This window comes from Glycomyces mayteni (genome assembly GCF_042428885.1).
GTDB classification, from domain to species: domain Bacteria; phylum Actinomycetota; class Actinomycetes; order Mycobacteriales; family Micromonosporaceae; genus Glycomyces; species Glycomyces mayteni.
In genome coordinates this window covers 547,799-568,612 of the sequence record NZ_JBHMBP010000001.1, presented here as the reverse complement: position 1 = coordinate 568,612, position 20,814 = coordinate 547,799, and the positions used below count along the sequence as shown (strand labels likewise).

At 72.2% G+C, this 20,814-nt stretch carries 19 protein-coding genes and 1 tRNA gene; 13 read left to right on the top strand and 7 right to left on the bottom strand.

Annotated features, from left to right (window positions below):
• Nucleotides 1-81 precede the first annotated feature (81 nt).
• The 7 genes from ACFFXY_RS02710 (at nucleotide 82) to ACFFXY_RS02680 (ending at nucleotide 7,657) form a co-directional block, all read left to right on the top strand.
• Nucleotides 82-984, top strand: a complete 903-nt coding sequence (locus ACFFXY_RS02710) for a Rossmann-like and DUF2520 domain-containing protein (protein WP_382345627.1) — start codon at nucleotides 82-84, stop codon at nucleotides 982-984.
• A complete protein-coding gene (gene panC, locus ACFFXY_RS02705; RefSeq protein WP_382345625.1) occupies nucleotides 981-1,808 on the top strand; it encodes a pantoate--beta-alanine ligase in 828 nt (275 codons plus the stop codon). The genes ACFFXY_RS02710 and panC overlap by 4 nt, the downstream gene beginning before the upstream one ends.
• Nucleotides 1,805-2,227: an aspartate 1-decarboxylase gene (gene panD, locus ACFFXY_RS02700; RefSeq protein ID WP_382345623.1), complete on the top strand. Its 423-nt coding sequence runs from the start codon at nucleotides 1,805-1,807 to the stop codon at nucleotides 2,225-2,227. The genes panC and panD overlap by 4 nt, the downstream gene beginning before the upstream one ends.
• Nucleotides 2,228-2,238: 11 nt before the next feature.
• Nucleotides 2,239-3,714, top strand: coding sequence for a S10 family peptidase (locus ACFFXY_RS02695; protein ID WP_382345621.1), 1,476 nt, complete (start codon nucleotides 2,239-2,241; stop codon nucleotides 3,712-3,714).
• A 466-nt stretch (nucleotides 3,715-4,180) separates the two neighbouring features.
• A complete protein-coding gene (locus tag ACFFXY_RS02690) occupies nucleotides 4,181-5,995 on the top strand; it encodes an L-aspartate oxidase (protein ID WP_382345619.1) in 1,815 nt (604 codons plus the stop codon).
• On the top strand, nucleotides 5,992-6,891 hold the full coding sequence (nadC, locus tag ACFFXY_RS02685; protein ID WP_382345617.1) for a carboxylating nicotinate-nucleotide diphosphorylase: 900 nt from the start codon (nucleotides 5,992-5,994) through the stop codon (nucleotides 6,889-6,891). The genes ACFFXY_RS02690 and nadC overlap by 4 nt, the downstream gene beginning before the upstream one ends.
• A 4-nt stretch (nucleotides 6,892-6,895) precedes the next feature.
• Complete coding sequence (locus tag ACFFXY_RS02680) at nucleotides 6,896-7,657, top strand: type III pantothenate kinase (protein ID WP_382345615.1); 762 nt, start codon at nucleotides 6,896-6,898, stop codon at nucleotides 7,655-7,657.
• Between the two features lie 94 nt (nucleotides 7,658-7,751).
• Here the strand turns inward: ACFFXY_RS02680 and ACFFXY_RS02675 are convergent, their stop codons facing one another.
• The 4 genes from ACFFXY_RS02675 to ACFFXY_RS02660 all read right to left on the bottom strand — a co-directional run bounded on the left by ACFFXY_RS02675 (nucleotide 7,752) and on the right by ACFFXY_RS02660 (nucleotide 11,684).
• Entirely contained in the window at nucleotides 7,752-8,684 is a 933-nt protein-coding gene (locus ACFFXY_RS02675) for a 4-(cytidine 5'-diphospho)-2-C-methyl-D-erythritol kinase (RefSeq protein ID WP_382345613.1), read from the bottom strand.
• 10 nt (nucleotides 8,685-8,694) lie between these two features.
• Nucleotides 8,695-9,552: a 16S rRNA (adenine(1518)-N(6)/adenine(1519)-N(6))-dimethyltransferase RsmA gene (gene rsmA / locus ACFFXY_RS02670; RefSeq protein WP_382345611.1), complete on the bottom strand. Its 858-nt coding sequence runs from the start codon at nucleotides 9,550-9,552 to the stop codon at nucleotides 8,695-8,697.
• A complete protein-coding gene (locus tag ACFFXY_RS02665; RefSeq protein WP_382345609.1) occupies nucleotides 9,552-11,183 on the bottom strand; it encodes a peptide chain release factor 3 in 1,632 nt (543 codons plus the stop codon). Before ACFFXY_RS02665 ends, rsmA begins: the two co-directional genes overlap by 1 nt.
• Nucleotides 11,184-11,261: 78 nt before the next feature.
• On the bottom strand, nucleotides 11,262-11,684 hold the full coding sequence (locus ACFFXY_RS02660) for a GatB/YqeY domain-containing protein (RefSeq protein ID WP_382345607.1): 423 nt from the start codon (nucleotides 11,682-11,684) through the stop codon (nucleotides 11,262-11,264).
• A gap of 58 nt (nucleotides 11,685-11,742) precedes the next feature.
• Between ACFFXY_RS02660 and ACFFXY_RS02655 the strand changes: the two genes are divergently transcribed.
• Together ACFFXY_RS02655 and ACFFXY_RS02650 are read left to right on the top strand one after the other, a co-directional pair.
• The gene (locus ACFFXY_RS02655; RefSeq protein ID WP_382345605.1) at nucleotides 11,743-12,639 is read left to right on the top strand and encodes a metallophosphoesterase; all 897 of its coding nucleotides are present in this window, start codon (nucleotides 11,743-11,745) and stop codon (nucleotides 12,637-12,639) included.
• Nucleotides 12,640-12,764: 125 nt separating this feature from the next.
• Nucleotides 12,765-12,841: transfer RNA gene (locus tag ACFFXY_RS02650), tRNA-Pro, on the top strand.
• A gap of 43 nt (nucleotides 12,842-12,884) precedes the next feature.
• Here the strand turns inward: ACFFXY_RS02650 and ACFFXY_RS02645 are convergent.
• The 3 genes from ACFFXY_RS02645 to ACFFXY_RS02635 are packed head-to-tail and all read right to left on the bottom strand — an operon-like array spanning nucleotide 12,885 to nucleotide 17,091.
• The gene (locus tag ACFFXY_RS02645; RefSeq protein WP_382345603.1) at nucleotides 12,885-13,550 is read right to left on the bottom strand and encodes a response regulator; all 666 of its coding nucleotides are present in this window, start codon (nucleotides 13,548-13,550) and stop codon (nucleotides 12,885-12,887) included.
• A complete protein-coding gene (locus ACFFXY_RS02640) occupies nucleotides 13,547-14,824 on the bottom strand; it encodes a sensor histidine kinase (RefSeq protein WP_382345601.1) in 1,278 nt (425 codons plus the stop codon). Before ACFFXY_RS02640 ends, ACFFXY_RS02645 begins: the two co-directional genes overlap by 4 nt.
• A gap of 20 nt (nucleotides 14,825-14,844) precedes the next feature.
• Nucleotides 14,845-17,091: an MMPL family transporter gene (locus ACFFXY_RS02635; protein WP_382345599.1), complete on the bottom strand. Its 2,247-nt coding sequence runs from the start codon at nucleotides 17,089-17,091 to the stop codon at nucleotides 14,845-14,847.
• Between the two features lie 286 nt (nucleotides 17,092-17,377).
• Between ACFFXY_RS02635 and ACFFXY_RS02630 the strand changes: the two genes are divergently transcribed.
• The 4 genes from ACFFXY_RS02630 to ACFFXY_RS02615 all read left to right on the top strand — a co-directional run bounded on the left by ACFFXY_RS02630 (nucleotide 17,378) and on the right by ACFFXY_RS02615 (nucleotide 20,780).
• Nucleotides 17,378-17,992, top strand: a complete 615-nt coding sequence (locus tag ACFFXY_RS02630) for an excalibur calcium-binding domain-containing protein (RefSeq protein ID WP_382345597.1) — start codon at nucleotides 17,378-17,380, stop codon at nucleotides 17,990-17,992.
• Nucleotides 17,993-18,070: 78 nt separating this feature from the next.
• Entirely contained in the window at nucleotides 18,071-19,330 is a 1,260-nt protein-coding gene (locus ACFFXY_RS02625) for a sensor histidine kinase (RefSeq protein WP_382345595.1), read from the top strand.
• Nucleotides 19,318-19,977: a response regulator transcription factor gene (locus tag ACFFXY_RS02620; protein ID WP_382345593.1), complete on the top strand. Its 660-nt coding sequence runs from the start codon at nucleotides 19,318-19,320 to the stop codon at nucleotides 19,975-19,977. Before ACFFXY_RS02625 ends, ACFFXY_RS02620 begins: the two co-directional genes overlap by 13 nt.
• Entirely contained in the window at nucleotides 19,974-20,780 is an 807-nt protein-coding gene (locus ACFFXY_RS02615; protein ID WP_382345591.1) for a DUF4097 family beta strand repeat-containing protein, read from the top strand. The genes ACFFXY_RS02620 and ACFFXY_RS02615 overlap by 4 nt, the downstream gene beginning before the upstream one ends.
• The last annotated feature ends 34 nt before the right edge of the window (nucleotides 20,781-20,814 follow it).

Sequence of the window (20,814 nt, the reverse complement as noted above, 5' to 3'; positions counted from 1 at the left end):
CGGACTGGCGTTGCCGTCGCGGAGACGCACAATTAACGCGTAAGCAATGACCGGTACCTTCCGAAGGACTGGATCAGCATCATGGATCAGCAGCGCAGCGGCGCGTCGCAGCGACCGGCCTCACGGCTCGCGGTCGGCGTCGTCTCCGCGGGCCGGGTCGGCTCCGTCGTCGGGGCGGCCCTCACCCGCGCCGGCCACCGCGTGGTGGCCGCCTCCGCCGTATCCGAGGACTCGCGCAAGCGCGCCGCCAGGCATCTGCCGGGCGCCGAGATCCTCCCTCCCCCCGACGTGGTCGCCGCCGCCGAGCTCGTGCTCGTCGCCGTCCCCGACGACGCGATCGCGCCCCTCGTGGCGTCCCTGCCCGTGCGGCCCGGCCAGATCTGGGTCCACACCTCGGGCGCGCTGGGCGCCGAGGCGCTGCGGCCCGCCCGCGACGCGGGGGCGCTCACCGTGGCGCTGGCCCCGGCGATGACGTTCACGGGCCGCGACGAGGACCTGGAGCGCCTGAACGGGATCTCGTGGGCCGTCACGGGCGAGGCCGAGGCCCGCTTCGTGGGCGAGGCGCTGGTCCTGGAGATGGGCGGGGAGCCCGAGCACGTGGACGAGGCGGACCGGGCCCGGTACCACGCGGCGCTGGTGTACGCCGCGAACCACCTGATGACGCTCGTGAACGACGCCGCGGACCAGTTGCGGGCCATCGGCGTCGCGAACCCGGAGCGGCTCATGGAGCCGCTCGTGTCGGCGTCCCTCGACAACGCCCTGCGCCACGGCGACGCGGCCCTGACCGGGCCGGTGTCGCGCGGCGACGCGGGCACGGTCGCCAAGCACCTGAAGGCCCTCGCGGGCACCGGCATCGCCGGGACCTACCGGGCCATGGCCCGGCGCACCGCCGAGCGCGCCCTGGACTCGGGGCGCCTGCGGAGCGCCGACGCCGAGGGCCTGCTCGACGTGCTCGCCCACCCCGACAAGGAGGAGACGCCATGACGGCGGTCGTCCACACCAAAGCCGACCTGGCGAAGGCCCGCGCGGCCCTGCGCGGGCGCGTCGCGGTCGTCCCCACGATGGGGGCGCTCCACGAGGGCCACCGCGCGAACTTCAAGCGCGCCAGGGAATCCGCTGACTCGGTGATCGTCACGATCTTCGTGAACCCGCTCCAGTTCCGCCCGAACGAGGACCTCGACAAGTACCCGCGGACCCTCGACGCGGACCTGGCGGTCTGCGAGGCCGAGGGCGTCGACCTGGTGTTCGCGCCGAGCGTCGCCGAGATGTACCCGGAGGGCCGCGAGGGCCTGACGACGGTGCACGCGGGGCCGGACGGGGAGCTGCTCGAAGGGGCGTCCCGGCCCGGGTTCTTCACCGGCGTGCTCACCGTCGTGTCGAAGCTGTTCCACCTGACGCGTCCGGATGCGGCCATGTTCGGGGAGAAGGACTTCCAGCAGCTCGCGATGGTCCGGCGCATGGTGCGCGACCTCGACATGGGGATCGAGGTGGTCGCCGTCCCGACCGATCGCGAGGCCGACGGCCTGGCCCGGTCGAGCCGCAACGTGTTCCTGTCGGCGGCCGAGCGCGCCGCCGCCCTCGCGATCCCCCGCGCGATCGGGGCCGCCCAGGCCTCCCCCGACCCGCTCGCCGCCGCCCTCGCGGTCCTGGCGGCCGAGCCCGGCCTGGACGTCGACTACGTCGCCGTCCGGGCGAACGACCTCGGCGAGGCCCCCGACCGGGGCCCGGCGAGGATCCTCATCGCCGCGAAGGCGGGCACGACCCGCCTGATCGACAACGCCCCCGTGAATGTAGGAGACGCCCGATGATCCGCACCATGTTCAAGTCGAAGATCCACCGCGCCACCGTCACCCAGGCCGACCTGCACTACGTCGGGTCGGTCACCGTGGACGCGGACCTGCTCGACGCCGCCGACATCCTCGACGGCGAGATGGTCGCCATCGTCGACATCACCAACGGCGCGCGCCTGGAGACGTACACGATCGCCGGGGAGCGCGGCTCGGGCGTGATCGGCATCAACGGGGCCGCCGCCCGCCTCGTCGCCCCCGGAGACCTTGTGATCCTCATCTCATACGCGCAGTTGGAGGACGCGGAGGCGCGGGCGTTCACGCCCACGGTCGTTCACGTCAACGAGCGCAACGAGATCATCGAGGTCAACGCCGACAAGGCCCACCCGGCGCCCGGGACGGCGGGCAACGCGGTGGCGTCGCCACTAGCCGGGCGGTAAGTTACAGACTCATGAGCGAAGAACCGAAGAACGAGACCGCGCCCGCCGCCGAGGACAAGAAGGCCGACAAGCCCGACCCCGTCGACGACCTGAAGACCACCCGCCACACCCTGGGCGACCTCGCGTACACGGCGACCACCGGACGCATCGTGTTCCACGAGGAGGTCACCGAGGACGACAAGTTCAACGGCCGCAAGCCCAAGGCCGAGGTCTCCATCACGTACTACACCCTCGACGACGCCGACGTCACCGAGCGGCCGGTCACCTTCGCCTTCAACGGCGGCCCCGGTTCCTCCTCGATCTGGCTGCACATGGGCCTCCTCGGCCCGCGCCGCGTCGACTCCGGCGACGCCGGGAACCTCACCCCGCCCCCGTACGGCCTCCTCGACAACGAGGAGACCCTCCTGCGCCACACCGACCTGGTGTTCATCGACCCGATCTCCACCGGCTGGTCGCGCGCCGTCGAGGGCGGCAACCCCCGCGACTACCACGGGTTCACCAAGGACATCGAGTCCGTCAGCGAGATCATCCGCCTGTGGACCACGCGGAACAACCGCTGGCTCTCCCCGAAGTTCCTCATCGGCGAGTCCTACGGCGGCACCCGCGGCGCGGGCATCGCCGAGTACCTCCTGACCCGGTTCGGCCTGGCGCTCAACGGCGTCATGTTCATCGCCCCGGCGTTCAACATGGAGACGCTGTTCCACACCAGCCGCTCCGACCTGCCGGGCCCGCTGTTCCTGCCGATGTACGCGGCCACCGCGCACTACCACGGCCTGCACCCGGACCGCGAGCTCGACGACCTGGTCGCCGAGGCCCGCGCCTACGCCGACGAGTACCGCGCCGTCCTCGCCAAGGGCCAGAACCTCGACCCCGCCGAGCGCGCCGCCGCCGTCGCCAAGGTCGCCTCGCTCGCCGGCGTCTCCGAGGACTACGTCGACGCCGCGAACCTGCGCCTGGAGCACACCCGCTTCTACGCGGAGCTGCTGCGCCACAAGCGCCTCGTCACCGGCCGCCTCGACACCCGCTTCACCGGGCCCGCCGACCACTACACGTACGAGAAGATGCCGTACGACCCGTTCCTCATCGGCACCGACGGGCCGTACACGGCCGCGCTCCAGCACTACGTGCGCACCGAGCTCGAATACGAGAACGAGCACGTCTACGAGCGCCTCTCGCGCGCCGTGCACCCGTGGTCGTACAAGGAGTTCGAGGGCGAGGCCGTCGACGTCATCGGCAAGCTCGGCAACGCCATGCGCCTCAACCCGTACATGAAGGTCCACGTCGCCATGGGCCGCTACGACGGCGGCGTCCCCGTCGAGGCCATCGAGTACACCCTCGACCACCTGGAGATCCCGCTCGACGCCCGCGCGAACGTCGAGACGAAGACCTACCCGGCCGGCCACATGATGTACGTCCACGAGCCCTCCCGCCTGGCCCAGTCGGCCGACCTCGCCGACTTCGTCCAGCGCGCCTCCGCCCGCGGCTGACCCCACCCGTGACCACGACCGACCCGGGCCCGGCCCCCACCGCACACCGCGGTCCAAGCCGGGCCCGGCCCCGTCCCCACGACGCCCGAACCGCGCCCCGCCTCCGCCCGCGAGGCTCCCGAACCGCACCACGGCCCCCCTGTCGGACCCTTCGGGCACGCTTGAAAGCGGGGGCGCCAGCGAACCCGCGAACCCTTCACATTCCCGCCCGCCGCGCGGCCGCGCCCGACCCCGGGCCGCTGGCACGGCTCTCCTGTCGGACCCCTCGGGCACGCTTGAAAGCGGGGGCGGCCGTGAACCTGCGCATCCTTCACCTTCCCGGGCCTTCGTGTGACGCGATCGTCACGTCTGCTGGCGCGGAGGCGCCCGGTGAGGGCACAGTTGATCCGAACCGCGCGCCGGTCGGCGCGCACACCGAGCGGGTCCCCGGGCGACCGGGGCGACCCGGCTAGAAGGGCGACGGCACGTGCCACCCGTGTTCACAGGGCCGGAGGCCGGGGCGCTCCCGCACCTGCCCCGCCTGCCGCGGCGGCTGCGCGCCGCCGCGCCGTCCTGGACCGAGACCACCGACGTGTGCGTCATCGGCTCCGGCGTCGCCGGACTCACCTGCGCGCTCAACCTGCGCCAGGCCGGATTCCACGTCACCGTCGTCACCAAGGTCCACATCGACGACGGCTCCACCCGCTGGGCGCAGGGCGGCGTCGCCGCCGTGCTCGACCCGCACGACACCCCCGCCGCGCACGCCCGCGACACCCAGATCGCCGGCGTCGGCCTCTGCGACCCTGCGGCCGTCGACGTCACCGTCACCGAAGGCCCCGAACGCATCGCCGACCTCATCCACCTCGGCACCGAGTTCGACCGCGACCCCGACGGCTCACTCCAGCTCGCCCGCGAAGGCGGCCACCGCGCCCGCCGCATCGTCCACGCCGGCGGCGACGCCACCGGCGCCGAGATCCAGCGCGCACTCCACGCCGCGGTCCTGCGCGACCCGTGGATCCGCATCATCGAGAACGCCATGGTCCTCGACCTGCTCACCGACGCCCGCGGCCACGCGGCCGGGGTGAGCCTCCACGTCCTAGGCGAGGGCGTCGAGCACGGCGTCGGCGGCGTCGAGGCCCGCGCGGTCGTGCTCGCCACCGGCGGCCTCGGTCAGATCTTCCAGTCGACCACCAACCCCTCCGTGTCCATCGGCGACGGCGTGGCGCTGGCGCTGCGGGCCGGTGCGACCGTGACCGACCTGGAGTTCGTCCAGTTCCACCCGACGTCCCTGTACGTCGCAGGCGTCGCGGGCGACGGCCTGCGCGGTCTGCCCGGCGCCTCCGGCCCCGGCGGCGGCACCGCGGCCGGAGGCTCCGAACTCGGGACCGACGGTATCCCCGGGGACCGACAGTCCAGTCTCACCGCAGGCCAGGGCCCGGACCGGGTCCGCGCCGACCAGCAGCCGCTCATCTCCGAGGCGCTGCGTGGCGAGGGCGCGTACCTCCGCGACTTCACCGGCGACCGGTTCATGATCGGCCGCCACGAGCTCGCCGAGCTCGCGCCCCGCGACGTCGTCGCCAAGGCCATCACCAACCGCATGATCGCCGAAGGCAAGCCGCACATGTGGCTCGACGCCCGCCACCTCGGCCGCGACATGCTGGAGCACCGCTTCCCCACGATCACCGCCTCGTGCCGCGCGATCGGCGTCGACCCCGTGGCCGACCTGATCCCCGTCGCGCCCGCCGCCCACTACTCCTCCGGGGGCGTGCGCACCGACCTGTACGGGCGCACCAGCGTCCCCGGCCTGTACGCCGCCGGGGAGGCCGCCTGCACGGGCCTGCACGGCGCGAACCGGCTCGCCTCTAACTCCCTGCTCGAAGCGCTCGTGTTCGCGCAGCGCATCGCCGACGACCTCGCCGAGCGCAAGCCGAGCCCCGGCGTCCCCGAGCTGCCCGAGGGCGAGGGCACCGTGTGCTCCACGACCTCCCGTGCGCCCCTCCAGGAAGCGATGACGAAGGGCGCGGGCGTGCTCCGCTCCGAGTCGTCACTGGAGGCCACCGCGGCGTCGCTCACCGCACTGGGGGACAATGTGTCCGGACGTCCGCGACCGGCCACATGGGAGGCCACGAACCTCTTGACCGTGGCGGCCGCCGTCACGGCCGCGGCGCACCGGCGCCGCGAGACCCGGGGCAGCCACTGGCGCGAGGACCACCCCGACGCCGCCGACGCCTGGCTCGGCCACCTCGCACTGTCCATCAGCTCCGACGGGGAGCTCGAAACCACCTGGGAGCCCATCAGATGAGCAGATTCGCCGAAGTCCCCGGCGGGGCCGGACTGGACGAGCGGCTGCTCGCCTGCCGCCTCGACCCCGAGGACGTGTACGTCGCCGTCCAGGACTACCTGGACGAGGACCTCTCCCACGAACGCCGCGACGTGACCTCCGAGTCGATCTTCGGCCCCGAGCACACCTCCACCGTCGCCGTCACCGCCCGCGCCGACGGGCTCCTCGCGGGGCTCCCGGTCGCCCACGCGGTCTTCCACGCCATGCCCGGGGACGTCGAGTTCCAGTACCTCGCCAAGGAAGGCGCGCGCATCCGCGCCGGGCAGGTCCTCGCCCGCGTCACCGGCCCCACCCGCTCGCTCCTCGCCGCCGAGCGCACCGCCCTGAACCTGCTGTGCCGCATCAGCGGCGTCGCCACCCACACCCGCCGCTTCGCCGACGTCCTCGCCGACTGGCACACCACCGTCCTCGACACCCGCAAGACCACGCCGGGCCTGCGCGCGTTCGAGAAGTACGCGGTGCGCGCCGGGGGCGGCGACAACAAGCGCATGGGCCTGTACGACGTCGCCATGATCAAGGACAACCACAAGGAGGCCGCGGGCTCGATCACCGAGGCGTTCAACGCGGTCCGCTCCGCCGAGCCCGATGTGGACGTCCAGGTCGAGGTCGAGACCATCGAGGAGGCCCTCGAAGCGGTCGCCGCCGGTGCCGTGTTCCTCCTGTGCGACAACATGAGCCCCAAGGAGCTCGCCGAGGTCGTCGAGGCCGTCGGCGAGCGCGCCGAGCTGGAGGCGACCGGCACGATCACCCTCGACACCGCGGTCGACTACGCCGCCACCGGCGTCGACTACATCTCCGTGGGCGCGCTGACGCATTCGTCGCCCATTCTGGACATCGGCCTGGACTTCGAGGAGTAGACCCGTGCTGCTGTGCGTGGACATCGGGAACACGAACACGGTGCTCGCCGTGTTCGACGGGGAGACCCTCAAGCACTCGTGGCGGATTCGCACCGACCCGCACGCCACCGCCGACGAGCTGGGCCTGACGTTCCGGGCCCTCCTCGACGGCGACGGCGTGGACCTCTCGGGCATCGCGCTGTCCTCCACGGTGCCCCAGCAGGGCGCGGAGGTCGCGAAGATGGCGCAGCGGTACTACCCGCACGCACGCCTCGTGCAGATCGCCCCGGGCGTCAAGACCGGTGTGCGCCTGAGCATCGACAACCCGCGCGAGGCCGGGCCCGACCGCATCGCGAACACGTACGCGGCGTTCCACCTCTACGGCGGGCCGTGCATCACCGTCGACTTCGGAACGTCCACGAACATCGACGTGATCTCCGAGACCGGCGACTTCCTCGGCGGCGCCTTCGCACCGGGCATCGAGATCTCCATCGACGCCCTCGCCTCGCGGGCCGCGAACCTGCTGAAGATCCCGCTCGTCAAGCCGCGCAGCGTCATCGGCAAGAACACCGTCGAGTGCCTCCAGTCCGGCATGGTCTACGGCACCGCCGCCCAGGTCGACGGCCTGGTCCGCCGCATCACCGCCGAACTCGGCGGCTCGGTCGCGGCGGTCGTCGCCACCGGCGGCCTCGCCCCGGTAGTCATCGAGCAGTGCGAGACCGTCACCCACTACGAGCCCAACCTCACCCTCCACGGACTCCGGATGATCTGGGACCGCAACGCCTGACATAACCGGAATTCCGGAAATGTCCGACGGCGGCGCCCCCGGACAACCCAAATTATCAAGGGCCACCGACAGGACGCCGCGGCGAGAGGAGACCTCAGGCGGCCGGGCCCGGGACCGGGCCGTGGGCCAGGTGGACGCTTCGGGCTCCGCCGCGCATTCTGATGCGGCGGGCGAGGGCGACGGCGTGTTTGACGTCGTCGGCGAGGAAGAGGACGGTGGGACCGGAGCCGGAGACGTGGGCGGTCAGGGCCCCCTCTTCGAGGCCGCCGTGCATGAGGGAGGCGAGCTGCGGGCGCAGGCTCACCGCCGCGGCCTCCATGTCGTTGACGAGGAGGCGGGCCAGGGAGTCGGCGTCGGCGCCGGTCTCGAAGGCCCGTACGATCTGGTCCACATCGGAGGAAAAGCGGCCGATGCCGTCCTCGCGGAGGCGGTCGACCTCCTTGTAGCACTCGGGGGTCGAGATCTGCGTGTCCGTGGTCGCCACGACCCAGTGCCACGTCCCCTTGGCGGCCACCGGGGTCAGCTCCTCGCCGCGGCCCGTGCCGATCGCCGTGCCGCCCTTGAGGCAGAACGGGACGTCGGAGCCCAGACCCGCCGCGAGGCGGTGCAGCTCGGCGTCGCCGATCTCGACGTCCCACAGCCGCGAGCAGGCGATCAGCGCACCGGCCGCGTCCGCGGAGCCCCCCGCGAGGCCCCCGGCGACGGGGATGCGCTTGTTCAAGTGCAGCTTGACGTCCGGTTCGATCCCGGCGTACAGGGCGATGAGCTTCGCGGCCTTGTACGCGAGGTTCCCCTCGTCCGTGGGCAGCTCCCCGGCGCCCTCGCCGGAGATCGTGATCTCGATGCCCGGCTCGCCGCGCCGCTCCGCGGTCACGGTGTCGTGCAGCGAGATCGCCTGGTACACCGTGGACAGCGCGTGGTAGCCGTCGGCGCGGGCGTCCCCGACGCCCAGGTGCGGGTTGATCTTGGCGGGGACGTCGACGGCAACGCCGACCGGCGGTGCGGCCGGCGCGGTCTGTCCGGTCATTCAGGCCTCCTCAGGTCCGACTGGTCCCGCCCAGCGCCTCCTTGGCGTCGGCGAGGGCGATGAACTCCGCTATGTCCAACGACTCACCCCGCCTCGTGGGTTCGATCCCCGAGCGCTCCAGCACCGCGTCCACGTCCTCGCCCGCCCACGCCTTCAGCGACTGGCGCAGCATCTTGCGCCGCTGCCCGAACGCGGCGTCCACGGCGCCGAACACCTCGACGCGGTTCGCGTCGGGGCTCTGGATGCGCTCGAACGCGACGAGCGCGCTGGCGACGTTGGGCACCGGCCAGAACACGTTTGCCGACACCGAACCGGCCCGCTTCGCCTTGGCGTACCAGGCCATCTTCACGCTCGGGGAGCCGTAGATCTTCGACCCGGGCGAGGCGGTGAGCCGGTCGCCGACCTCCGCCTGGACCATGACGAGGCCCTTGCGCAGGGTCGGGAAGTGCTCCAGGGCGTGGAGCACGACGGGCACGGCCACGTTGTACGGCAGGTTCGCGACCAGCGCCGTCGGCGGCTCGGGGAGCTGCGCGGGGTCGATGCGGGCGGCGTCGGTCTCGACGACGACGAGCCGCTGGTGCTCCTCGGGCGCCCGGTGCGCCACCGTCGTGGGCAGCGCGAGCGCCAGCTTCGGGTCGATCTCCACGGCGATCACTTTGCGGGCGGTCTCGATGAGGGCCAGGGTGAGCGAGCCGAGGCCGGGGCCGACCTCCATGACGACGTCGTCGGCGTCGAGCTTCGCGGCGGCGGCGATGCGGCGCACCGTGTTCGCGTCCACGACGAAGTTCTGGCCCCACTTCTTGGTGGGGGTGATGCCGAGGCCGCGCGAGAGCGTGCGGATGTCGCCCGAGGTGAGCAGGCGCGCCATCAGCCCTGGCCCCCGGCCAGGAGCGGCTCCAGGACGATGCCCGGGTAGTCGTTCTGGATGGTCTGGATGCGGTACTTGTTCGGCAGCGCCACGAGGAACGCGCCGTCGCGGGGCCGCGAGAACACCTCGACGCCCGGGGCGGTGCGCAGCCGGGCCGCGCCCTCGGCGTCGGTGAGGCGCGCGAGCTGGTACGGCAGGTTGCTGATCGTGGCGGGGACGTCGAACTCGGCCTGGAGCCGGGCCGTGGTCACCTCGAACTGGAGGGGCCCGACCGCGGCGAGCACGGGCGTGGCCTCGCCGCGCCGCTCGGAGTACAGGACCTGCACGACCCCTTCGGCGTCGAGCTGCGCGATGCCGCGCCGGAACCGCTTGGCCTTCGAGGTGTCGTGCATCTGGAGCGCCCCGAAGTGCTCGGGCGCGAACGCCGGCAGCGGCGGGTACTCGACGGCCTTGCCCTGGTAGATCGTGTCGCCCACCGACAGGCCGGTGGCGTTGACGAGGCCCACGATGTCGCCGGGCCACGCCTCGTCCACGGTGTCGCGCGCCGACCCGAACAGGGTCTGCGCGTACTTCGTGGACATGGTGCGCCCGCCCTGCGCCTGCGTCACCTGCATGCCGCGCTCGAACCGGCCCGAGCAGACGCGGATGAACGCGAGCTGGTCGCGGTGCGAGGCGTTCATGTTCGCCTGCGACTTGAACACGAACCCGGAGAACCCGGTCTCCAGCTCGCGCGGCTCGCCTTTGGCGTCCTCGCGCGAGAACGGCGAGGGCGCGATGTCCACGAGCAGGTCGAGGAGCTGCCCGACCCCGAAGTGGACGAGCGCGGCGCCGAACAGCGTCGGCGTGGTCTGCCCGGCCTCGAACGTCTTCTGGTCGAAGTCCGCCTCGACCTCGCTCAGCAGCTCCGACTCCTCCTGGGCGCGTTCGTACTCGGCCCCGAACTGCGCGGCGGCCTCCTCGGCGCCGAGCTGCTCGGCGATCGCCGACCGCTCCCCGCCCGGAGACCGCTCGTACCGGACCATGCCTGGGACCTGCGGGCCCGTCTCGCGGCGACCGTCGCGCCACGGGCCGAACCCGATCCGCTCGATGACGCCGCGGAACTCGCCGCCGACGCCCACGGGCCACGTCACGGGCGTGGGCTTGATGCCGATGCGCGTCTCGATCTCCTCGATGAGTTCGAGCGCGTCCTTCGCGGGCCGGTCCCACTTGTTCACGAACGTGATCACGGGGATGCGCCGCGCCCGGCACACCTCGAACAGCTTCAGCGTCTGTGGCTCCAGGCCCTTCGCGGCGTCCAGGAGCATCACGGCGGCGTCGACGGCGGTGAGGACCCGGTAGGTGTCCTCGGAGAAGTCGGCGTGGCCGGGGGTGTCGAGGAGGTTGACGACGCAGCCGCGGTACTCGAACTGGAGGGCCGCCGAGGTGATCGAGATGCCGCGGTCCTGCTCCATGGACATCCAGTCGGACACCACGCCCTTGCGGTCGCCCTTGCCGTGGACGGCGCCCGCGGTCGAGATGGCGCGGCCGTGCAGCGCCAGGGCCTCGGTGATCGTCGACTTGCCGGCGTCGGGGTGGGAGATCACCGCGAACGTGCGGCGGCGCGCGGCCTCCGCCGAGATGTGGCTGGACATGGATTCCTCAAGGTGTTGAAAAGTGCTTCGGGCCCGACCCTCAACGATAGCCGTGCGCAGCGACACGGCCCGGCCGCGTCACTGCGCGAGCGCGTCCTTGACGATGCCCGCGACGAGCTTCCCGTCCGCGCGCCCGGCCGTCTTCGGGCCGATCGCCTTCATGACCTTGCCCATGTCCTTCGGCCCCGAGAACCCGCCCTCGATGATCGCCGCGCGCACCAGTTCAGTGACTTCCGCCTCAGTGAGCTCCGTCGGCAGGTACCGCTTGATGACGGCCTCCTCCGCGAGCTCGTTGTCCGCGGACTCCTCCCGGCCCCCGGCGCGGAACGCGTCCGCCGCCTCGCGCCGCTGCTTCGCCTGCTTGACCAGCACCTTCACGATCTCGGCGTCGTCGAGTTCGCGCTTGCTCTTCCCGGCGACCTCTTCGTTCCGAATTGCCGTGATGATCATGCGGAGCGTGCCCAGTGTCACCTTGTCCTTCGCCTTGAGGGCGGCTCGCATATCCGTTTCCAACTGGGTCTTTAGCTCGCTCATATCTCGACAATCTACCGTTGGGGGTATGAAGATCAGCCGTGGACTTGCCGCAGCAGCCGGGATCGGGGTCGGCGCGGGGGCGCTGGCCCTCGCGTACGCGTCGCTATACGAACGCGTCCAGTACACGCTCAGGCACTTCGCGGTGCCCGCGCTTCCCGAAGGTGCCGAGCCTATCCGGGTCCTGCACATCTCCGACCTCCACATGACGCCCGGCCAGGTGCGCAAGGCCCACTGGGTCGCGTCCCTGTCGGCGCTCGACCCGGACCTGGTGCTCCTCACCGGCGACAACCTGTCGCACCCGGACGCGGTCGACCTGGTCGCCAAGACCCTCCGGCCGCTGCTCAAGGCGCCGGGCGCGTTCGTGTTCGGCTCGAACGACTACTACGCGCCGGTGTTCAAGAACCCGCTCCAGTACTTCAACCGCAACCACGAGCACCGGTACGGCGAGCCGCTGCCGACCGAGGAGCTGCGGAAGGTCCTCGTCGACGGCGGGTGGCTCGACCTGAACAACGCCGCCGCCGACAAGGTCGTGTCGGGCATGAACGTCCACTTCGCGGGCGTCGACGACCCGCACTTCGACCTCGACGACTACGAGCTGGTCGCCGGGCCCGTCCCCTCCAGCGCCGACCTGTCGATCGGCCTCACCCACTCGCCCGAGCCGCGCGTCCTCGACGCGTTCGAGGCCGACGGCTACGACTTCGTCGCCGCGGGCCACACACACGGCGGCCAGGTCTGCGTGCCCGGGTACGGCGCGCTCGTCACCAACTGCGGCATCGACCGCGAGCGCGTGAAGGGCCTGCACCCGTGGGAGGACATGTGGCTGCACGTCTCGGCGGGCCTGGGCACCAGCCCGTACGCGCCGGTGCGGTTCGCGTGCGCCCCGGAGGCGAGCCTCCTGACGTTCGTCCCGAAGGTCTTCTAGCCGCGGGGCCGGGGCCCGGATGTGACCGGGCCCCGCGCCCCCGACCCCGTTCGACGGCCCCGCCCGGGTTCGGGTAGCATTTCCAAACGACGCATCCGCCCAGCGTGTGCGCGAAAACAGAACATCGGGTTGTGGCGCAGCTTGGTAGCGCACCTCGTTCGGGACGAGGGGGTCGCAGGTTCAAATCCTGTCAACCCGACCACACGGTTCAGGCCGGGAGTTTCGACTCCCGGCCTGATCTGTGCTCACGGCTTGGGGGCGACCAGGCCCGCGTCGTAGGCGGTGATGACGGCGTGGACGCGGTCGCGGGCGCCGATCTTGGCGAGGACCCGGCCGACGTGCTTCTTGACGGTGGACTCGGTGAGGACGAGCCGCTCGGCGATCTCGGTGTTCGACAGGCCCCGGCCGACCAGGACGAGCACCTCGCGCTCGCGGTCGCTGAGGGCGCGCAGGCGCGGGTCGTCGGCGGGCTCGGCGGGCGGCGAGAGCACTTGGTGCGCATAGGCGTCGAGGAGGCGCCGGGTGAGGCTGGGGGCGACCACGGCGTCCCCGGAGGCGACGGCCCAGATGCCCGCCACGAGCTCCTCGGGGCGGGCGTCCTTGAGGAGGAAGCCGCTCGCGCCCGCGCGGAGGCCGTCGTGGGCGTACTCGTCGAGGTCGAACGTGGTGAGGATGATGATCCTGGTGCGCCCGCCGGAGGCGACGATGCGGCGGGTCGCTTCGAGGCCGTCCATGCCGGGCATGCGGATGTCCATGAGCGCCACGTCGGGCCGCAGGCTCGCGGCCGCGCGCACGGCCTCGGCGCCGCTCGCGGCCTCGCCGATCATCTCCAGGCCCTCGGTGCCCTGCAACAGCATCCCGAGGCCGAGGCGCTGCATGGGCTGGTCGTCGGCGACGAGCACGGTGATCACTGGGACGCTCCTGTTCCGGGCGGGGCGGTGGCCGGGTCGAGGACCACGTCCACGGTCCAGCCGCTGCCGCTTCCGTTGGGGCCGATGGTGGCCGTGCCGCCGTACAGGGCGGCCCGCTCGCGGATGCCGATGAGCCCGCGGCCCGGCTCGCGGCGTCCATTGCGGACGACGGGTTCGCCGCCGGTGTCGAGGACTCTGATGTGGACTCTGCTGTGGTCGACCGTCAGCGTCACCGCGGCGGCGGCCGGGCCCCCCGCGTGCTTGATGGTGTTCGTCAGGGCCTCCTGGATGATCCGGTAGACCGTCAGCTGCACGCCCGGCCCGAGCAGGTCGAGGCGGCCCGAGGTGCGGCAGGTGACGACCAGCCCGGCGGCGCGCACCCGGTCGAGCAGCGCGTCCAGGTCCCCCACGCCCGGCTGCGGACTGAGCGAGCGCGGGTCGCGGTCCTCCGCGTGCAGGACGCCGAGGACCCGCCGCAGCTCGTCCATCGCCTCGCGTCCGGTCTCGCCGAGCATCCGCAGCGTCGGGGCCGACTCCTCGCCGCGCCGGTCCGCGAGCGTCGCGGCCCCGTCGGCGAGCGTGACCATCACGGACAGGTTGTGGCCCAGGATGTCGTGCATCTCCCGGGCGATGCGCGTGCGCTCGGCCGCGGCGATGAGCCGCTCGCGCTGGTCGCGCTCGACCTCCATGCGCCTGGCGCGGTCTTCGAGGGCCGCGGTGTACATGCGGTGGATGCGCGCGGTCAGGCCCAGCGCGCCCGCGGCGGTGACCGTGCCCAGGATGAGGACCAGGCTCAGCAGCGGCTGCGACATGTCCTCGAACACGAGCACCATCAGGAGCATCCCCGCGCCGATCAGCACTGCGCCCCAGGCGAACAGGCGCAGCGGGCCGATCGAGGCGAGCGTGTAGAACGCGAACAGGGTGCAGAACGCGAATATGATGCTCACGCGCGCCGGCAGCCACAGACCGGACGCCGACTGCGCGACCACGAACACGGTGAGCGCGAAGAACACCGCGGCCGGGTGGCGGCGCCGCCACCACAGCGCGAGCGCCATCGCGACGGCGCACGCGTACGGCACGAACGCCGGGACGCCGCCGCGGTCCGCGTCCGGCGCGCTCTCGCCGAACAGCAGGTCCGACACGGCGACGAGGGCGACGGCCGCGACGACCGCCGCGTCCAGGACCCGCGGGTGCCGCCGGTCGAACCCGCGGGCCCGCCGCCGGAGCCGCACGGCGCGGTCCAGCAGCGGGTCGGCCGCGGGTTCGGGACTCATGGCCTTCATTGTCCGCGAAATCAGCGCGCCGCGTCGACGAGCGCCGCTTCGCCGCCGGTGCCGCCCGCGCCCTCCCCGGCGAGCCGCTCCTGGAGGCGCTCGCCTTCGACGTCCACGTCCGGCAGGATGCGGTCCAGCCACTTCGGCATCCACCACGAGCCGCGCCCGGTGAGCGCCATGACCGCCGGGATCACCGCCATGCGGACCACGACCGCGTCGAACACCACGGCCATCGTCAAACCGAAGCCCATCGACGCGATGAACGCCTGGTCGGCGAGGATGAACGCCCCGAACACCGAGACCATGATGAGCGCCGCCGCCACGACCACCCGCGAGGAGTGCCCGTAGCCCTCGACGATCGCCTGCCGCGGGCTCGCGCCGCGCACGTACGCCTCGCGGACCCGCGTCACCAGGAAGATCTGGTAGTCCATCGCCAGGCCGAACACGAGGCCGATCATCAGCACCGGCATCATCGACATGATCGGCCCCGGGTCCTCCACCCCGAACAGGCCCGCGCCCCAGCCCCACTGGAACACCGCGACCAGCGCGCCGAGCGCCGCGCCGACGCTGAGCACGAACCCGAGCGTCGCCATGAGCGGCACCAGGACCGAGCGGAACACCAGCATCAGGATGAGCGCCGCGAGGACGACCACGAGCGCCAGGTACGGGACGAGAGCGTCGCTGAGCGTCTCGGAGATGTCGATGCTCATCGCCGTCGCGCCGGTCACCGACCAGTCCGCGCCCGGGTCGCCCGCGAGCGCGTCGCGGATGGCGTGCACCAAGTCAGTGGTGGCGGCGTCGGCGGGCCCGGTCTCGGGGGTGACGGCGATGAGGACGGTGTCGCCCGCCTCGTTCGGGACGGCCTGCCCGACCGACGCGATCCCGTCGATGCCGTCGAGCGCGGCGGCGGCGTCGGCGGCGGCCGTGGCCGCATCGGCGCCGTCGAGGTCGCCGACGACCAGGAGCCGCCCGTTGTAGCCGTCCCCGAAACCCTCCTCGATGAGCGCGGCGGCCCGGCCAGCGGTCGTGTCCGAGGCTGGCCCGGTGGACATGCTCAGCTCCAGGTCGGCGGCGGGGATCGCGACGATGCCGAGCCCGACCGCGCCGACGAGGCCGACCAGGACCGGGCGGCGGGTCACGAACGCGGCCCAGCGCCTGCCGCGGTTCGGCTTCGACTCGTGCGCGCCTTCGGCGATGCGGCGGCGCTGGCGGCCGGCGAACACGCGCTTGCCGAGGAGGCCGCCGAGGGCCGGGAGGAGGGTCACGGCGATGACGACGGCGAGCGCGACGGCGACGGCCGCGGCGGCGGCCATCTGCGTCAGGAACGGGATGTTCACGACCGCGAGGCCCAGCAGCGCGATGATCACCGTCAGGCCCGCGAAGACCACGGCCGAGCCGGCGGTGCCGACGGCGCGGCCCATCGCCTCGGAGCGGGCGTCGGGGTCCTCGACGCGGCCGTCCTGCGCGAGCTCGGACCGGTAGCGCGAGAGGATGAACAGGGCGTAGTCGATGCCCACGGCCAGGCCGATCATGACCGCGAGGATGCCGGTCGAGTCGTTGACGTCGAGGAACGCGGTGGCGGCCGCGATGCCGAACGTGGTGAGCACGACGCCCAGGAGCGCGGTGAGGATCGGCAGGCCCGCCGACATGAACGCGCCGAACGTGAGCACCAGGACGATCAGCGCGACGCCGACGCCGATGATCTCGGTGGCGGGCGGGCCGCCGGACTCCTTGAGGACGTCGCCGCCGACCTCGATCTGGAGGCCCTCGGCTTCGGCGTCGGCGGCCGCGACGGCGTCGTCCAGGTAGTCGACCGTGGCGTCGTCGAGCTCCTTCGCCGGGGCGGCGTAGGTCACCTGGAGGACGCCGATGGTCTGGTCCTCGGCCGACAGCATGCCGATCGGGGTGCCGTCGGGTGCGGTCGCGAGGGGGCTGACCACGGTCGCGACCTGCGGGGAGTCCTCCATGGCGGCGGTCAGGGCCGCGATGGCGGCGGCGTTGGCCTCGGCCGTGAGCGGCTCGCCGTCCTCGGAGGCGAACACGATCCGCGCAGCGCCGCCGTCGGCGCTCATCTGCGGGAACCGCTCGTCCAGGAGGTCGAACGCCTCCTGCGACTCGGTGCCCGGGAGCACGAACTCGGCTTCGGTCTCTTCTTGCAGTGCGCTCGCGGCGACGCCGGCGCCCGCGGCGACGAGGACCCACACGGCGAGGACGAGCCATCGCAGACGCATGGACCCCCTGCCGAGCCGGTAGAGGAAGGTGGCCATTGGACTTGCGCTCCAATCGAAAGGACCGGTCCTGCACGCCTCACGGCGGCAGCTCCGCCGAACCTACGACCACCCCGGCCCACCCCAATGGGCCTGAAGTGGAATCCTCCACCCCGCAATGGGCCCCCGGTACCACTCGGACGCCGTCCGGCGGGCTCGCCGTTCACACGAACGAGGGAGCCCTTACGGCCAGTGATCGATCAACCGCTCAGCGGATTTCATTGAACGCTCAACAGGCATAGCCTCTCCCTACCCCGGCGCACCCTCCGATCCCCTGGGAGGCAACATGTCCACCCCCAGCGCCCAAGGTCCCGTGAAAGGCCGGAAAGGCACTTGGTCCAACCCGTCGACGCCGCAGATCGTCGCCTTGGCGATTTCCGGAACGGCGTTGATGCTCTGCTGCGCGAGCACGCTCGGTTCGATGGTAGGCAACGGCGACGAACCGGAGACGCCGACGGAAGTCGCCACCGAGAGCGAATCAGTCTCCACAGCGCCGACCACCGAAGGCCCGACCTTCTGGGGACTGACCGAGGAGCCCAGCTCGGCCGCTCCCGAACCTGAACCGGAGCCGACCACTGAGGAGGCCGAAGAGGTCTACTACGAGAACTGCGATGCCGCCCGCGCGGCGGGCGCCGCGCCGGTCCGCGAGGGTGACCCCGGCTACCGATCCGGCCTCGACCGGGACGGCGACGGGATCGGCTGCGAAGACTCCTCCTCGGGCGGCGGCTCGGATTCCGGCGGCGATTCCGGTGGCGGCAGCGACGACGGCGACGACTCCAGCTCCGTCTACTACGAGAACTGCGACGCCGTCCGCGCCGCAGGAGCCGACCCCATCCACCGCGGCGACCCGGGCTACCGATCCGGCCTCGACAGGGACGGCGACGGCGTCGGCTGCGAGTGAGGGGTAGAGGAAAGTTCACCACGGAGTCGGGCGCCTGCGGCAATGCCGGGAGCTGCGGGTCTGCTTAGGGTTTTAGGCATGGACATCGCAATGCCGCAGGCGCTCCCGTGGCGCCGAGCGCCCCGCGTGATCGTGCGGGGGCTGTGGGACGGCCGGACGTGGCTCGCCCTCGTACACCTGGTGACCGGGTCGGTGATCGGCACGCTCGGCGGGATCGTCATCGGGGTGCTGTTCGCCACCGCCGCAGCAGGTTTCGTCACCCTCGTCATCCCGGCGATCGCGCTCGCCGCGACCCTCCTCGTCAGCGCCGCGCTCACCGTCGTGCAGCGCGCCCGCCACACCGCCTACCTCGGGATCGTCTGGCCCAAGGACCAGTCGGCGCCAGTGACGTTCACGCCGCGGTCCCTCATCGGCGTGGTCGGCTCCGCGAAGACCTGGCGCCAGTTCTCGTACCACGTCATCGCGGGCGTGTACGGGTTCATCGCGGGGATGATCGCCCTGACCGTGTGGACGATCGCGCCCGCGATGATCGCCTCGCCGGTCTTCGGCCTCGCCTCGGGCCTGGAGGCCCGGCACCTGGGGATGTTCCTCGGCGGCGTGATCCTCCTGCTCGCGGCCCCGTGGATCACGCGCGGGCTCTCGGAGCTCGACGCGCTCTTCGCCCGCCAGCTCCTCGTGGGCACCACCCGCGCCCAGGTCCTCGAAGCGCGGGTGACGAACCTGACGGAGAGCCGTCACTCTACTGTGGATGCCGCGGACGCCGAGCGCCGCCGCATCGAGCGGAACCTCCACGACGGCGCGCAGCAGCGCCTCACCTCCCTCGCCATGAACCTCGGCATCGCCCGCGCCACCCTCACCGACCTCCCCGATGACGGCAAGCGCGCGCTCGCCGACGCCCACGAGGAGGCGAAGCAGGTGCTCACCGACCTGCGCGACCTCGTGCGCGGCCTGCACCCCGCGGTCCTGGAGGACCGGGGCCTGGACGCCGCGCTGTCGGCGGTCGCCGCGAGGTCGCCGATCCCGGTGCGGCTCAAGGTGGACATGGAGCGGCGCGTCGCCCGCGACGTGGAGGCCGTGGCCTACTTCGTGATCTCCGAGGCGCTCACCAACACCGCGCGCCACTCGGGCGCCGAGCACGCCGCCGTCGAGGTGACCCTCGAAGGAGAAACGCTGCGGCTCAGGGTGATCGACGACGGCCGCGGCGGCGCCGACGCCGAGAACGGCACCGGCCTCAAGGGACTGTCAGATCGCGTCAAGTCGATCGACGGGACGTTCAAGCTGACCAGCCCGCTCGGCGGGCCCACCACCATCGAAGCGGAGCTGCCATGCGCGTCGTGATCGCCGAAGACTCGGTCCTCCTCCGGGAAGGCCTCGCCAGGCTCATGGAGATCGGCGGGATCGAGGTCATCGACACCGTCGGCGACGCCGAGTCGCTGCTCCGCTCGGTCGAGCGCGACCGCCCCGACCTGGTCGTGGCCGACGTGCGGATGCCGCCCGACCAGAGCGACGAGGGCGTGCGCGCCGCGCTGGTCCTGCGCCGCCGCTACCCGGACCTGGCGATCCTCATGCTCTCCCAGTACGTGGAGGAGCGGTACGCGGTCGAGCTGCTCACCGGCCAGATGCGCGGCATCGGCTACCTGCTGAAGGACCGCGTCGCGGACGTCGAGGAGTTCCTGGACTCGCTGCGCCGGGTCGCCGACGGCGGCACCGCGCTCGACCCGGAGGTGATCTCGCAGCTCCTGGTCCGCCGCGAGGGCGACGAGCTCGACCGGCTGACGCCGCGCGAGCGGGAAGTGCTGTCGCACATGGCGGAAGGCCGCTCGAACGCCGGGATCGCGGGGGTCCTGTTCCTCTCCGAAGGGGCCGTCAGCAAGCACATCAACTCGATCTTCGCGAAGCTCGGGCTCCCGCCCACCGACAGCGGCAACCGCCGCGTGCTCGCCATTCTCAAGTTCCTGCAAGGCAACACGAAGGACCGGTCATGATCGACACCCCGACCAAGCCCGCCGCCGGCTCGCCCGACACCCCCGACCAGCCCGTCTACCCCGCCCGCAAGGTGTGGTGGATCGTCGGCGGCTCCATCACCGGCGCCGCCCTCGTCACCGGGTTCGCCTTCTACGGCGCCTGGTCCTGGGTCGTCTCCGCGGAGGACCGCGACGACTCGCGCACCGAGGAGTTCGACCGCGCCGTGAGCGCCGTCGACGTCACCGCCGACGTCGGGGACGTGCAGCTCGACGCCGCCGACGGCACCGTGCTCGACTTCCGCCTGGACGCCGCCTGGCGCGGCACCGAGCCCGACACGACCGAGGAGTGGAGCGGCACCACGCTCCTCGTCCACGGCGAGTGCGACGACGGCAACGTCCTCGGCCTCGACGTCGACCAGTGCCAGACGAACTACACGCTCGCCCTGCCCGCGGGCACCGACGCCTCGGCCGAGACCGGCGTGGGCGACATCCGCCTCGACGGCCTCGACGGCGACATCGACGTGGTCGCGGGCATCGGCTCCATCGACGGCGCCGACCTGCGCTCCACCGGGGTCACCGTGTCGAGCGGCGTCGGCGACGTGGACCTGGAGTTCGACGAGGTCCTCGGCGACATCACCGTCGACGCGGGCGCCGGGGACGTGGTCATCACCGTCCCCGACGACGGCACCACCTTCGACGTGCAGATCGACGGCGGCGTCGGCGACCGCGACATCCGCGTCGCGACCGACCCGAGCATCGAGGCCGACTACGTCATCAACGTGACCAGCGGCGTCGGCACCGTCACCGTCAAGTACGGGGCCTGAACCGCCCCAACGGGAACCGGAGACCCGGAGTCCC